The organism is Acinetobacter sp. PC34 (assembly GCF_051789135.1).
Classification (GTDB): domain Bacteria; phylum Pseudomonadota; class Gammaproteobacteria; order Pseudomonadales; family Moraxellaceae; genus Acinetobacter; species Acinetobacter johnsonii.
On the sequence record NZ_CP196664.1, the window covers coordinates 616086 to 630696 of the forward strand.

Genomic DNA, 14611 nt, shown 5'->3' on the forward strand with positions numbered 1-14611 from the left:
CACTAAGATGGATTCAACAGTTGCTGTTGAATCCATTTTATATTTTCGGGACTAAATAACGGTTCGATATTTTGCCAAATCGGATGAAAACCATAACCGCCATATTTCATCGCAGCCAAGGCATCAGCGGTAGGCCAGTTTTGAAAGATAATGCGGTACATAGCTACACTCGCACCTGTACGGTCTGAGCCATGGTAGCAATGCAGTAAAACTTTTTGCTGGTTTTGCTCCGCATGTTGAATTTGCTGCATCACCTTTAACAAGTCTTCTCGGTCAATCGCCCATGTATGAATCGGGATATGTACCAGTTCAAACCCTTGGTTGGACAGTTTTTTAAGGTCTTGATTGCGTGAGCGTAAATTAATAATCACATCAATTTCTTGCGCCTTTAAACTCTGAACTAAATCTTGATCGGGTTGCTCACTACGAAAAACAGTTTCACTGATTTGATAGAAATTATGCGCAGGTTGGATAGACTGTCCCCAGTGTTGTGGACGCTCTGTCTCGGGCAGCGCAGGCGTAGTCATACAGCCAGAAACACTGATACACAGAGAAAGAATAACAAGATATTTGGTCATAGGATCAGGCTCTGATGGTGTGAAAGTTCAACCGGATCATGCGCGCAAAAGATTTCGATACGTGGTTCCGACTGTGCCAATTGTTGAATTTTATGCAGGTTGCTTAAACGCTGTGCATTATCTTCGGCAAAAAATACTTCCAAGGCATTTAAGCTGCGAAGTCTGTTTTGGGGATTGAGTTCTAGGTGGGAGTAGTAGGCATCCCCGCAGAAGAGTGTCCAACCCTGTTGGGTTTTAATGGCAATGCCACAGTGACCTTCAGTATGCCCAAACAGTGGAATCAAAAGAATCTCATTATGAAATAAGTCAAACCCTTGCACTTGAGTCAAATTAAACCATGCGTCACCGTGGATCGGCTCAATAAAGTGCCAATGGCGATGCTGCTGAAATTGTTGTGTTTTATAACGGGCTTTATTTTTAAATGATTTCAGGTTTTGTGCTGCATTATATTCGTTAGACAGAATATGTACGGTTGCATTGGGAAAGTCAGAAATACCCCCCGCATGGTCAAAATCCAGATGTGAAACCAAAATATGTTTGACATCCTTTGGGCTAAAGCCAAGTTTTTGGATTTGTGCAATTGCGGTTAATTCTAAGTTTTGTTCAATTTTTCCAATTCGAGCCACCAACTGCCCCAAACGCTGCTTGGTGTGTAGATAGTCCTGTATGCCTAAGCCCGTATCAATCAGCACCAGCCCTTGATCTGTTTCAACCAAAAGACAATGGCACACAACCTTAGCTTGAAAACCTTTTTGACCAAAGAGAGGGGCACACACTGGACACATGGTGCCGCAATGTAAATGGTGAATGTTATAAATCATAAAGTCGTTTTTATCGTATTGTTTTGATTGTTATAGCGGAAGATGTGAGTTTTAACAGTTTGATTTTGTTAAAGAGTCATGTGTATCTGCTTTAAGCGGAAAAAAGCCTGTCGATTGACAGGCTTTCAAAAGTTCAAACTCGGCTCGTCATTGGAGTTTGAAACGATCATACAAGGTGACTCTGAACGTATTTTTATGGGTTAGTTTCCTCTTTGGATTGCTTGGAGCTCAGTGTCCCATTTTTGTTTTCAATAGGGCTGCTCGGTTAAAACTTCGGGCTTCGCTTGTCTAGTGCAAGAGTAGAGTATTTTATCCTTGCTCAGGCTGTGGAGTCAGGCGTAAATACGGGGTGACTGCTTTATAACCTTTCGGAAAGCGCTGTGCGATTTCAGCTTCATCTTTGAGTGATGGCACAATCACCACATCTTCGCCTTGTTGCCAGTTCGCAGGAGTTGCAACTTTGTAGTGATCGGTCAGTTGCAGTGAGTCAATCACGCGTAAGATTTCATGGAAATTACGACCAGTTGATGCAGGGTAGGTAATAATCAAACGGACTTTTTTGTTTGGGTCGATAATCACTAAAGAGCGAACCGTTAATGTTTCACTGGCATTGGGATGGATAAAACCATATAACTCAGACACTTTACGGTCTTGGTCGGCAATGATCGGGAAGTTCACCGTGGTGTTTTGGGTTGCATTGATGTCTTTAATCCAACCCTGATGTGACTCGACATCATCGACTGAGAGGGCAATGGCTTTTACGCCACGTTTTTCAAATTCATCTTTGAGTTTTGCGGTAAAGCCAAGCTCGGTGGTACATACTGGCGTGTAGTCAGCAGGATGTGAAAATAGTACTCCCCAGCTATCGCCTAAAAATTGATAAAAATCGATTTCGCCTTCGCTCGAAGCCTGTTGAAAGTTGGGTGCGATGTCGCCTAAACGTAAACTCATGTTGAACCTCAAATTATCTTTATGTCTATGGAATGAACATCACTATGGCGCAATTTCTTTTGCATGAAAAATAGTGTTTTATTATTTATTTATACAAAATATTCATAATTAGTCGGATAGGTGTTCTGTATTTGGGTATACCAAAGATGACCTCATTGTTGCTCTAGAGACCGCTTATTTGCATATTTGGTAACGGTGTTTAGACGAGATTATTTCTGCTTCTGAAGTGTATCGCTCTATAGAATTGATCGCGTATATGATTGGCTACAATTCTTTTCATTATTGATTTATATTTGTTTTTTAAAGCAATTTCACAAAGTATAAAAACTTGAGTATTAGAACAATGAAAAAAATAGGTATCGCCCTGACTTTAGTGTTATGGGGACTGGAAGTAACCCATGCGCAGAATGGTGGGCAATTGAAACAAGCCCAAGTCAGTACTGCTTGCCAAACGCCACAACAAATTACAGATCAATATCTAGCGTCTCAAAAAAGCCTTACACAGCGGAAAGTGGCACTGTCTCAGGCTCTCGAGCGTGAGTTGGCTCAAGGTCAGAATACGAATGCGAGTAATGTCTATAATATTACCTGCGTACAGCTTGTTCCGATTCTTACCGCAATGCGGGTCAATGATGAACAACTCTTGGGTTTCCTACAGAGCATGAATCCAAGTCAGTCCAATAATGGGGTGAAAGCCTTGCTGCGGCAAAATCAAGCACTTGAAAGCAAAACCTTGAATAACTGCGAACAATTAAAGTCACTACTTTAAAAAAGACCTTGAATCCTGATGAGTTCGGATGAAATCTCTATGTCGGCTGTTTAAAATTTGTTACATTAGTTTGCCTTAGATTCGACGGGCTAGAAACAATGAATAGATTTTTTAAATGGTTTTGTGTAAAGCCCTTGTACTTCAAATTTCTAGCACCATAATAACGACTAAGAAAACATATTCATTTGACAAGCAAGATTTAGAGAGTCTATTCATGTTGGCAAGTCTGATCGGAGGAATCTTCGGTACCAAAAATGAGCGCGAACTCAAACGCATGCGTAAAATCGTAGACAAGATTAATGCGCTCGAGCCGACGATATCCGCTCTTGGCGATGCAGACTTATCTGCAAAAACTGAAGAATTTAAACAACGTTATAACAAGGGCGAAAGCCTCGATAAATTACTCCCGGAAGCATTTGCCGTCTGCCGTGAAGCAGCTAAGCGTGTAATGGGCATGCGTCATTATGATGTACAGTTGATCGGTGGTATTACCTTACACGAAGGTAAAATTGCAGAGATGCGTACAGGTGAAGGTAAAACCCTGATGGGTACCTTGGCGTGTTATTTAAACGCGATTAGTGCTCAAGGTGTTCACGTCATTACTGTGAATGACTACTTGGCACAGCGTGATGCTGAATTAAACCGTCCGCTGTTTGAATTCTTGGGTTTAAGCATCGGGATTATCTATTCCATGCAAGATCCAACAGAGAAAGCTGAAGCCTATCGTGCTGATATTACCTACGGTACCAACAACGAATTTGGCTTTGACTATCTACGTGACAACATGGTGTTCTCGCTTGCTGAGAAAAAACAACGTGGTTTGATCTATGCCATCATCGATGAAGTTGATTCGATCTTAATTGATGAAGCGCGTACGCCTTTGATTATTTCAGGTCAAAGTGATGACTCTTCACAGTTGTATGCTGCAATCAATAGCATTCCACCCAAACTGCATGCGCAGAAAGAAGAAAAAGTGGCGGATGGTGGTCATTTCTGGATTGATGAAAAACAACGTTGTGTTGAAATGACAGAAATTGGTTTTGAAACGGTTGAAAATGAACTGATTGAAATGGGCTTGTTGGCTGAAGGTGAAAGCCTGTATTCATCGACTAACCTAAACCTAGTTCATCATGTTACTGCTGCCATTCGTGCGCATTACTTGTATCAACGCAATGTGCATTACATCATCAATGATGGTGAAGTGATCATTGTCGATGAAAACACAGGACGTACCATGCCAGGTCGTCGCTGGTCAGAAGGTTTACACCAAGCAGTTGAAGCAAAAGAAGGCTTAGAAATCCAGCCTGAAAACCAAACGCTTGCAACTACGACCTTCCAGAACTATTTCCGTCTATACAAAAAGCTTTCGGGTATGACTGGTACTGCCGATACTGAAGCTGCGGAAATGAAAGAAATTTATGGTCTAGACGTGGTGATCATTCCAACGCACCGTCCAATGATTCGTCTCGACCAAAACGATTTAATCTATTTAAATCGTAATGGTAAATACAATGCAATTATTCAAGAAATTCAACGCGTACATGAGTCTGGTGTAGCCCCAATTTTGATTGGTACAGCAACCATTGAAGCTTCTGAGATTCTTTCTGATAAATTACGTGATGCTGGTATTCAGCACGAAGTGTTGAACGCGAAACAACACGAACGTGAAGCGGATATTATTGCGCAAGCGGGTGCACCGCGAGCAGTAACTATTGCAACCAACATGGCAGGTCGTGGTACAGACATTCTGCTCGGTGGTAACTGGAAAGCTTTACTGGCAAAAATTGAAAACCCAACCCCTGAAGATGAAGCGCGCTTAAAAGCCGAATGGGAACAAAACCATGAAATGGTATTGAGTTCTGGTGGCTTACACATCATTGGTTCTGAGCGTCACGAATCACGTCGTATTGATAACCAGCTCCGTGGTCGTGCAGGTCGTCAGGGTGACCCTGGTGTATCACGTTTCTACTTATCACTTGAAGATGACTTAATGCGTATCTTTGCGGGTGATCGTGTTGTGGGCATGATGCGCGCGATGGGCTTACAAGAAGATGAAGCCATTGAGCATAAAATGGTGTCACGTTCGATTGAAAATGCGCAGCGTAAAGTTGAAGCACGTAACTTCGATATTCGTAAGAACTTATTGAAATACGATGACGTCAACAACGAACAGCGTAAAATTATTTACTCGCAACGTGATGAGGTTTTGGCGGAAAGCACATTGCAAGATTACATCGAAGAGATGCAACGTGATGTGATGAAAGGCGTGATTTCTAACTATATCCCACCTGAGTCAATTCATGACCAATGGGATATTGATGGGCTTGAAAAAGCGTTACGTGAAGACCTTGCGATTGATTTGCCAATCAACCAATGGTTGGAAGATGACCGTCGTTTAGATGAAGAGTCTTTGGTTGAGCGTATTACTGATGAAGTGGTACAGCGCTACCGTAGCCGCCGTGAGCAAATGGGGGATGAAACAGCAGTTATGCTGGAGCGTCACTTCATGTTGAACTCGCTGGATCGCCACTGGAAAGATCACTTGGCGGCGATGGATTATTTACGTCAAGGCATTCACTTGCGTGGCTATGCACAGAAAAATCCTGAGCAAGAATACAAAAAAGAAGCGTATAACTTATTTGTAAATATGTTGGCGATTATTAAATCAGATGTTGTGACCGATTTATCTCGCGTACATGTACCAACGGCTGAAGAGCTGGCTGAAATGGAAGCTCAAAAGCAAGCTCAAGCTGAAGCGATGCAATTGAACTTGTCGCATGCAGACTTTGATGGTTTGTTGGCCGATGATCAAAGCCAATTCGCAGAAGTAGATGCACAGTACGAGCCTGTAGAAGAGTTTGCGGCACCTGCGAGTCGTAACGCGCCTTGCCCATGTGGTTCAGGCTTAAAATACAAACAGTGTCACGGTAAAATCTAAACTGTGAACGAGTGAAAAAGCAGAACTTCGGTTCTGCTTTTTATTGGCATGGCTGAAAAATTGACATTAAGATCAATCCAAATACGATTCTGATTACAGCTAAAGCGTTGCATAATGTGAATAGCATTTGCAGTGTTAGGCATTAAATGCTATTTAGTTGCTCATCATCTAAACCTCTAAAGTGGAAAGACAATGAAAAAAGTATTAAAACCAATCATGATTGTAGCTTTAGCGCTTCCAACTTTTGCATTTGCAGATACCACTACCGCAGCTAAAGTTCAACAAGCACGCGGTGCAACCACAGCACCTGCGGCACAAGCCAATGGTAATATTACGGTACAAAGTCCGCGTACAGGGATTCGCTATACCTTTGCCAACCCAAATCAACGTCCAGTAGTTCTGCAAACGGCTGCTATTGCTCCTGCAAATGCAGCAACGGTGAACCGTATTGTGGCTTCAAACCCAGCACTTTCTCCTGTAAGTCAAGAAAATGCTAAACAAGTGCTTTTGTCTAGCTCAGCACAGCTTGCTTCAAATTAATCAAATGCTGCTACATAAAACCAATCTTCGGATTGGTTTTTTTATGTCAAAAATGAGTGTGCATTGAAAAGTTAAAGCAAACAAAGTCTTCTGCTCGATTTTTTCTGAAAATTCTAATAAGCTGTGTTTTTTCTAACAAATGAATTGGACGTTTAAAATGCCAGTAGGTGACGTGTCAATGCCACAAATGCACGTGGTGAAAGGGGTGAGAATCGGAACGGCTGAAGCTTATGTGCGCTATCAGAACCGACGTGATCTTGTCATTTTCGAATTTGCTGAAGGAACGAATGTTGCAGGTGTTTTCACTCAAAATGCGTTCTGTGCAGCGCCCGTGCATGTGTCTAAAGCGCACTTACAAGTGGCGAATCCGCGCTACCTCATTATTAACACCGGTAATGCCAATGCTGGTACAGGCAAGATGGGCATGCTGAATGCTGAGCGTACTTGTGCAAAATTGGCTGAGCTTGCTGGTGTGAAAGCAACGGAAGTGTTACCGTTTTCAACAGGGGTGATTGGTGAACAATTGCCGTTGGAGCGTTTGTTAAATGGTTTACAGCCTGCATTAAATAGTTTGAGTGCTGATGCTTGGGATGCTGCTGCTACTGGGATTATGACCACAGACACCACACCGAAAGGAGCATCTGAGCAATTCGAATTGGATGGCGTCACGTATACCATGACGGGTATTTCTAAGGGTGCAGGCATGATTCGTCCAAATATGGCGACCATGTTGGGCTATGTTGCAACCGATGCACCGATCAGTCGTGAATTGGTTCAGCAACTGTTGAGTGAAACGGTGAATGTATCATTTAACCGGATTACCATTGATGGTGATACATCAACCAATGACTCTTGTATCTTTGCTGCAACAGGTCAAGCGGGTGGTACTGAAATTAGTTCAGCAGACGATGCGCGTTATGCTGTAGTGTTAGATGTATTGACGCGTATGATGAAGCGCCTTGCACAACTGATTGTGCGTGATGGTGAAGGTGCAACTAAGTTTATTACCGTTGCTGTTGAAGGCGGTTATGATACGCAAGAGTGCTGTGATATTGCCTATAGTATTGCCCATTCACCGTTAGTGAAAACGGCTATTTTCGCATCAGATCCAAACTGGGGACGTATCCTAGCTGCGATTGGTTATGCTGGGGTTAAAAATTTAGATGTTGAAAAAATTCAAGTTTGGTTAGATGATGTGCAAATCTGTAAGGATGGCGGAGCTGCTGCTGATTACACTGAAGCCGAAGGTGCTCGTGTGATGTCACAGGCTGAAATGACCATTCGTGTAGATCTAGGACGTGGGGCAGCGAAAGACACAGTGTATACCTGTGACTTATCTTATGACTATGTGAAGATTAATGCGGATTATCGCTCTTAATCTTAACGAGTTTAAAAAAGCCTCCTTTGGAGGCTTTTTTACCATAAGAACTTTTGAATGATTGGTCAAAAGCCGAGAAGCCATTTGGCCAATAAATTAAGTGCGGGACTTGCTTGCCGACAAGCAGAAGGGATGAATGAATGATGAACAATGCGACCAATTTAATTGCCAATGACGCAAAATCAATTGTGCAGGCGCATTTGGACCGTTTGGGTGAAACCAAAGACTCAAAGCTCAGTGAAGAAGTGAAGCAAGAAAAATTTGCTTTAATCTTGGCCGAGTTGAAAAAGCGCGATGCGGTATTGGTAGCGCACTACTATTGCGATCCTGAAGTGCAGGAATTGGCCGAGTTAAGTGGTGGCTGTGTATCCGATTCATTGGAAATGGCCCGCTTTGGTCGTGATCATCCAGCATCGACCTTGGTGGTGGCGGGCGTTAAATTTATGGGTGAAACCTCAAAAATTTTATCACCGAATAAAACCATTCTGATGCCAACTTTAGAGGCTACATGTTCTTTAGATTTGGGTTGTCCTGTTGAAGAATTTAGTCAGTTTTGTGATGCCCATCCAGACCATACAGTAGTGGTCTATGCCAACACTTCAGCAGCCGTTAAAGCCCGTGCTGATTGGGTGGTGACCTCAAGTTGTGCGGTCGAAATTATTGAGCATCTAGACAGTTTGGGTGAAAAAATTATTTGGGCGCCCGATCAGCATTTAGGCCGTTATATCCAAAAGAAAACGGGCGCAGAGATGTTGCTTTGGGATGGTGCATGTATTGTGCATGAAGAATTTCGTGCACGTGGCATTGCACAAATGAAGGAGCTTTATCCTGATGCTGCGGTGCTGGTACATCCTGAGTCACCTGAGTCGGTGGTGGATGTTGCTGATGCTGTTGGAAGTACGTCACAACTAATCAAAGCTGCGCAAACTTTACCCAATGAGCGACTGATTGTGGCAACTGATCGGGGTATTTTCTACAAAATGCAACAAGCGGTGCCCAACAAAATTTTGGTTGAAGCACCAACAGCCGGAGAGGGTGCAACCTGTCGTTCTTGTGCACATTGTCCGTGGATGGCAATGAATGAGCTGGATGGTATTTTAGAGGTATTACAGCGTGGCGATCAGGAAATATTTGTAGAGCCAGTACTTGCTGAGCGTGCGAAATTACCTTTAGATCGCATGTTGGATTTCAGTGCATCGCTAAAACGTTAAAATTTGTATAAAAAATGCCTGAAACGCTTGATTAATATACATTTGACGTGATTTTTTTATTTTTTTTAAATATAGGTGTTGACGTTATCAAGCGTCGCGCCTAGAATGCACACCGTACCGAACGAGATGTTCGATACAAAAGCTGAGATGAATCGGAGCATAGCACAGCCTGGTAGTGCACCTGGTTTGGGACCAGGGGGTCGTAGGTTCGAATCCTACTGCTCCGACCAATTCTTCAAGGCAAGGTTATCCATAATACCTCGTATTATTGGTCATGCGCCTGTAGCTCAGTTGGATAGAGCATCCGCCTTCTAAGCGGATGGTCACAGGTTCGAATCCTGTCAGGCGCGCCATTAGGTAGCTTGGTATTAAGAACCGAAACGTTATGGTGGATGTAGCTCAGTTGGTAGAGCCCTGGATTGTGATTCCAGTTGTCGCGGGTTCGAATCCCGTCATTCACCCCAACTTTAAAAAGTTGAAATCGGAGCATAGCACAGCCTGGTAGTGCACCTGGTTTGGGACCAGGGGGTCGTAGGTTCGAATCCTACTGCTCCGACCATTTATTGAAATGGTCGAGATAAAGATACCGCGTTAAGCGGTTTTTTTATGCCTGAAATTTAGTAAAGTACATAAAAAAGCCTTCGTAACGAAGGCTAAAGATAAAACATAAATGCTTAAGGAATAATAATAATATTTACACGACGATTCAGCGCTCGATTTTCCTCGCTGCTATTTTCTACCAGAGGTTGTGATGCACCGCGACCCATGCTCTGAATATTTTGAGTTTTAAACCCTGTTTCGATAAAAATCTGACTAACTGTTGATGCGCGTTTCTCCGAGAGTGTTTGGTTGTAGCTTGGGTCACCAATATTGTCTGTATGTCCAACCACTTTAATTTTATTTAAATTGTATTGCTGTAGCTGTTTAGAAAGCGCTTCGAGTGCGGGTTTTTGAGAGGCTTGAATATCTGATTGGTCAAAGCCGAACAATAATTTTTCAGGCAGTCTCAGCGTCCAGCCTTCTTCGGTCAAGGTAAAGCCTTGTTTCTTCAGCATGCGCGCTTGTTTATAGTTGAGGTGCCCTAAACTGAGACAGCCAGATAAAGCAGTGATAAGACCTGTGATAAGCATAAATTTGCAAACATGTTTTAACATGAGGGTTCATGATTAGGATTTATGCAAGGTGTGATATACCACCCTTGAGCTAAGTTTTTGGCTTTATACATGGCATTGTCTGCTTCAGCAATCAAATCTTCAGGTGTTGTTGCACATTTTGAGAAAGTAACGCCAATACTGAAACTAAAATGAATCTGATGTTGATCAAAATATAATGGTGCTTTACTGCATTCGATTAAATGCTCACAAATCAGTTCTAGGTGATCATAGTGTTTGATATTACGGAGCAGAATTGCAAACTCATCACCACCTAATCGTGCTACCACATCGTGGCTTCTGACATTCTTTTTTAAGCGTTGAGCCATTTCTTTGAGCACGGCATCACCTGCTAAGTGCCCATAAACATCATTAATGTTTTTAAAGTTATTGTTGTCAATAAAAAAGAGAGCTGTCTGGTTTTTCTCAGGGTGCTCAAATTGATTGAACAAAATATTGTAAAAATAATGACGATTCGGGAGTTCGGTTAACTGATCATGCAACGCTTGATGTGATAACTGAGAATTTTCGCTTTGTAGTTTTTCATTGGTACGCTGCACTTTATCTAATAAATTATTAAATGCACCACTGATGACGCGAAACTCATAAATGGGGGATGATGGAAGACGTGCTTGATATTGAGGATCAAGATTAAGGCTTTCAACGGTATTGACCATGGGTTGAATCGAGTGCATCAGTTTTTGATAGGTTGAATGTACCAACCACAACATAATCAACAGGATGATAAAAATCCCAGCGGAGAGACAAATCAAGAGCTGAAAGAAAAAGCTCATGAGTTGAGTGGCACTACCGTAAATGATCAATGTCCCGTACTGGTTATTTTGATGTTTGATGGTGCGTGTCACAGGGTGTTTAAAGAAGACCTTATCAAACAGATTTTCCATCCATGCAAACTCAGGTGTGGGTTTGTATGCTTCGGCCAGTGGTTTCCCTTGTAGGTTGATGACTTGAATAGCGCGAATTGGATATTGCTGAATATGATTGTTCAGTGTTTGCTGTAGTGTAATAGGATCATTGAAAATGACAGCAGGTTGAATTTGCTCACTTAAGGTTGCGCTAAAAATATTAAGGCTTTGCTTGGCGTAGGTATTCATGGTGTAGATGGAAATCACCACGAAAATTAAACTACAAATTCCAAGAGTAAGAGCAAAAATCAGCAATTGAGACTGACTAAAAATTTTTTGTAGAGAAGTATTAGAGCTTTTACGAAACATTGACTTAAGGCTCCGTAGATTTTGCTAATAATAAAACACGTGGATCTACACGTGCTTGGGACTGGGACAGGCTGGCCAAGTTTACCTTAAAGGAAGTTCGCGTTTTGTTTTGATATAAGCAAAATGCGCTACCTAATTTGCATTCAGTATTGTTAGAGCTAAAAGTCAGTGGAGCATCTTTTAGGTTATTTATAATATTTTGCTCTTCACGTGGTGTGTAGGTTGAGAAAAAAACAGCATTGCACATAATCTTATTTAATTCAGACAAACTGACCGCTTGAATTTGATACGCACTCTTGAGTTGCTGATTGACTTGAATGAACTGATTGGATAATTGGCTGTTATTTAAAATGCATAAAGAAATAGGATTGGGAGTATTCCAACGTACATAGCTCAAAATCGTCAACGTGGTTGCAGGGAGATTTAGTTGTGGCTGTGCCTGTACCTGAGAAATCATTAAACAGGACAAGAGAGTTAAATAAATTTTGTATTTAAAAGCTGTCATTATTCATTTTGCTTGGCAGCGAAAGTGAGCCTATTTTAACGAAAAATAAACAGTGATGGTTAAAATTGCTTTAATAATCGACAAAAATCACATTTTTGACCAAAAAATATGCGCTTGAAATGAAATAATCGAAAAAGGTGTTGCAAGGGATTAGAAATACTGTAGAATGCACATCCATCGGCGGTGATGTTGATTAAAACTTGTTGAGAAACAAGGATTTAGCCCAAGCGGTAGAATCTGGAGGTCTTGAATGAGTTTGAAAATAATTAACAAAACCAGTTGACTTCTTCTTGAAAGAGAGTAGTATAGCCGACCTAGCTTGCTGATGACGAATCAGCAAGAAGATCATTAAGAGATTATGAAGAACAACTTGTGTGGATTTTTACTGATTGATCGATCGAAAATATTTCATTGATTGAAGGTAAAAATTACTCGAAGTTTATTTGAGAAATATTTGTCAGAAAATTGATGAGCCAAGATTTGTAGCCATAAGCTACTAATGATTTTAACTGAAGAGTTTGATCATGGCTCAGATTGAACGCTGGCGGCAGGCTTAACACATGCAAGTCGAGCGGGGAAGGGTAGCTTGCTACCTGACCTAGCGGCGGACGGGTGAGTAATGCTTAGGAATCTGCCTATTAGTGGGGGACAACATTCCGAAAGGAATGCTAATACCGCATACGCCCTACGGGGGAAAGCAGGGGATCTTCGGACCTTGCGCTAATAGATGAGCCTAAGTCAGATTAGCTAGTTGGTGGGGTAAAGGCCTACCAAGGCGACGATCTGTAGCGGGTCTGAGAGGATGATCCGCCACACTGGGACTGAGACACGGCCCAGACTCCTACGGGAGGCAGCAGTGGGGAATATTGGACAATGGGCGAAAGCCTGATCCAGCCATGCCGCGTGTGTGAAGAAGGCCTTTTGGTTGTAAAGCACTTTAAGCGAGGAGGAGGCTACTTGGATTAATACTCTAGGATAGTGGACGTTACTCGCAGAATAAGCACCGGCTAACTCTGTGCCAGCAGCCGCGGTAATACAGAGGGTGCGAGCGTTAATCGGATTTACTGGGCGTAAAGCGTGCGTAGGCGGCTTTTTAAGTCGGATGTGAAATCCCTGAGCTTAACTTAGGAATTGCATTCGATACTGGGAAGCTAGAGTATGGGAGAGGATGGTAGAATTCCAGGTGTAGCGGTGAAATGCGTAGAGATCTGGAGGAATACCGATGGCGAAGGCAGCCATCTGGCCTAATACTGACGCTGAGGTACGAAAGCATGGGGAGCAAACAGGATTAGATACCCTGGTAGTCCATGCCGTAAACGATGTCTACTAGCCGTTGGGGCCTTTGAGGCTTTAGTGGCGCAGCTAACGCGATAAGTAGACCGCCTGGGGAGTACGGTCGCAAGACTAAAACTCAAATGAATTGACGGGGGCCCGCACAAGCGGTGGAGCATGTGGTTTAATTCGATGCAACGCGAAGAACCTTACCTGGTCTTGACATAGTAAGAACTTTCCAGAGATGGATTGGTGCCTTCGGGAACTTACATACAGGTGCTGCATGGCTGTCGTCAGCTCGTGTCGTGAGATGTTGGGTTAAGTCCCGCAACGAGCGCAACCCTTTTCCTTATTTGCCAGCGGGTTAAGCCGGGAACTTTAAGGATACTGCCAGTGACAAACTGGAGGAAGGCGGGGACGACGTCAAGTCATCATGGCCCTTACGACCAGGGCTACACACGTGCTACAATGGTCGGTACAAAGGGTTGCTACCTAGCGATAGGATGCTAATCTCAAAAAGCCGATCGTAGTCCGGATTGGAGTCTGCAACTCGACTCCATGAAGTCGGAATCGCTAGTAATCGCGGATCAGAATGCCGCGGTGAATACGTTCCCGGGCCTTGTACACACCGCCCGTCACACCATGGGAATTTGTTGCACCAGAAGTAGGTAGTCTAACCGCAAGGAGGACGCTTACCACGGTGTGGCCGATGACTGGGGTGAAGTCGTAACAAGGTAGCCGTAGGGGAACCTGCGGCTGGATCACCTCCTTAACGAAAGATTGACGATTGGTAAGAATCCACAACAAGTTGTTCTTCATGACGATGTATCTGAGGGTCTGTAGCTCAGTTGGTTAGAGCACACGCTTGATAAGCGTGGGGTCACAAGTTCAAGTCTTGTCAGACCCACCAAATCTGACTAACAAGCATTGTTAAATGCTGAATACAGAAAAACAGAGACATTGACTTATTGATAAGCTGGGGACTTAGCTTAGTTGGTAGAGCGCCTGCTTTGCACGCAGGAGGTCAGGAGTTCGACTCTCCTAGTCTCCACCATAGATTATAGAATTTAGTAAGTTAAAGCTTATTAACTTCTGTGATTTATCACAGTTTCCTGACCTGACGAAGGCTGGAAAAATCATTAACAGAATATATTTGAGTTGAAATAATTTGTTCATACTCGTTTTTAAGATCGACATTAACAGTGATTTATTACTGATTGATGAAGATTGAAGAAATGAGTTACTAGCGAAATTAACTGAAT

11 protein-coding genes, 6 tRNA genes and 1 rRNA gene are annotated in these 14611 nt (G+C 42.8%); 12 read left to right on the forward strand and 6 right to left on the reverse strand.

Annotated elements, in window-relative coordinates:
• Nucleotides 1-2: 2 nt before the first annotated feature.
• The 3 genes from ACSC9N_RS03010 to ACSC9N_RS03020 all read right to left on the reverse strand — a co-directional run bounded on the left by ACSC9N_RS03010 (nt 3) and on the right by ACSC9N_RS03020 (nt 2350).
• Nucleotides 3-578, reverse strand: a complete 576-nt coding sequence (locus tag ACSC9N_RS03010; RefSeq protein WP_348958171.1) for a dual specificity protein phosphatase family protein — start codon at nt 576-578, stop codon at nt 3-5.
• Nucleotides 575-1399 carry an MBL fold metallo-hydrolase gene (locus ACSC9N_RS03015; RefSeq protein ID WP_010327475.1) on the reverse strand — a complete coding sequence of 275 codons (825 nt, stop codon included), beginning with the start codon at nt 1397-1399 and terminating at the stop codon, nt 575-577. The genes ACSC9N_RS03010 and ACSC9N_RS03015 overlap by 4 nt, the downstream gene beginning before the upstream one ends.
• A gap of 309 nt (nt 1400-1708) precedes the next feature.
• Nucleotides 1709-2350, reverse strand: a complete 642-nt coding sequence (locus ACSC9N_RS03020) for a peroxiredoxin (RefSeq protein WP_010327474.1) — start codon at nt 2348-2350, stop codon at nt 1709-1711.
• A 343-nt stretch (nt 2351-2693) separates the two neighbouring features.
• On the opposite strand from ACSC9N_RS03020, the gene ACSC9N_RS03025 reads away from it, so the two are divergent.
• The 9 genes from ACSC9N_RS03025 to ACSC9N_RS03065 all read left to right on the forward strand — a co-directional run bounded on the left by ACSC9N_RS03025 (nt 2694) and on the right by ACSC9N_RS03065 (nt 9745).
• Nucleotides 2694-3119, forward strand: a complete 426-nt coding sequence (locus ACSC9N_RS03025) for a hypothetical protein (RefSeq protein WP_010327473.1) — start codon at nt 2694-2696, stop codon at nt 3117-3119.
• A 214-nt stretch (nt 3120-3333) separates the two neighbouring features.
• Nucleotides 3334-6057: a preprotein translocase subunit SecA gene (gene secA / locus ACSC9N_RS03030; RefSeq protein ID WP_395475058.1), complete on the forward strand. Its 2724-nt coding sequence runs from the start codon at nt 3334-3336 to the stop codon at nt 6055-6057.
• A 192-nt stretch (nt 6058-6249) separates the two neighbouring features.
• Nucleotides 6250-6597, forward strand: coding sequence for a hypothetical protein (locus ACSC9N_RS03035; protein ID WP_010327471.1), 348 nt, complete (start codon nt 6250-6252; stop codon nt 6595-6597).
• A 157-nt stretch (nt 6598-6754) separates the two neighbouring features.
• Complete coding sequence (argJ, locus tag ACSC9N_RS03040) at nt 6755-7975, forward strand: bifunctional glutamate N-acetyltransferase/amino-acid acetyltransferase ArgJ (protein ID WP_010327470.1); 1221 nt, start codon at nt 6755-6757, stop codon at nt 7973-7975.
• A gap of 143 nt (nt 7976-8118) precedes the next feature.
• Nucleotides 8119-9186 carry a quinolinate synthase NadA gene (gene nadA, locus ACSC9N_RS03045; protein WP_010327469.1) on the forward strand — a complete coding sequence of 356 codons (1068 nt, stop codon included), beginning with the start codon at nt 8119-8121 and terminating at the stop codon, nt 9184-9186.
• 153 nt (nt 9187-9339) lie between these two features.
• Nucleotides 9340-9416 (forward strand) — tRNA-Pro (locus ACSC9N_RS03050).
• 46 nt (nt 9417-9462) lie between these two features.
• Nucleotides 9463-9539 (forward strand) — tRNA-Arg (locus ACSC9N_RS03055).
• Between the two features lie 35 nt (nt 9540-9574).
• A tRNA-His gene (locus ACSC9N_RS03060) sits at nt 9575-9650 on the forward strand.
• An 18-nt stretch (nt 9651-9668) separates the two neighbouring features.
• A tRNA-Pro gene (locus ACSC9N_RS03065) sits at nt 9669-9745 on the forward strand.
• A 115-nt stretch (nt 9746-9860) separates the two neighbouring features.
• On the opposite strand, the gene ACSC9N_RS03070 is transcribed toward ACSC9N_RS03065, so the two are convergent.
• Genes ACSC9N_RS03070 through ACSC9N_RS03080 form a run of 3 tightly spaced genes read right to left on the reverse strand, consistent with a single transcriptional unit; the run spans nt 9861 to nt 12077 of the window.
• Nucleotides 9861-10340, reverse strand: coding sequence for an OmpA family protein (locus ACSC9N_RS03070; protein ID WP_010327468.1), 480 nt, complete (start codon nt 10338-10340; stop codon nt 9861-9863).
• Nucleotides 10334-11572, reverse strand: a complete 1239-nt coding sequence (locus tag ACSC9N_RS03075; protein ID WP_063454543.1) for a sensor domain-containing diguanylate cyclase — start codon at nt 11570-11572, stop codon at nt 10334-10336. Before ACSC9N_RS03075 ends, ACSC9N_RS03070 begins: the two co-directional genes overlap by 7 nt.
• Nucleotides 11573-11576: 4 nt before the next feature.
• Complete coding sequence (locus tag ACSC9N_RS03080) at nt 11577-12077, reverse strand: YfiR family protein (RefSeq protein WP_010327466.1); 501 nt, start codon at nt 12075-12077, stop codon at nt 11577-11579.
• A gap of 506 nt (nt 12078-12583) precedes the next feature.
• On the opposite strand from ACSC9N_RS03080, the gene ACSC9N_RS03085 reads away from it, so the two are divergent.
• From ACSC9N_RS03085 to ACSC9N_RS03095, 3 genes are all read left to right on the forward strand, one after another.
• Nucleotides 12584-14121: ribosomal RNA gene (locus ACSC9N_RS03085) — 16S ribosomal RNA — on the forward strand.
• Nucleotides 14122-14182: 61 nt separating this feature from the next.
• A tRNA-Ile gene (locus ACSC9N_RS03090) sits at nt 14183-14259 on the forward strand.
• A gap of 68 nt (nt 14260-14327) precedes the next feature.
• Nucleotides 14328-14403, forward strand: a tRNA-Ala gene (locus tag ACSC9N_RS03095).
• Nucleotides 14404-14611 lie beyond the last annotated feature (208 nt).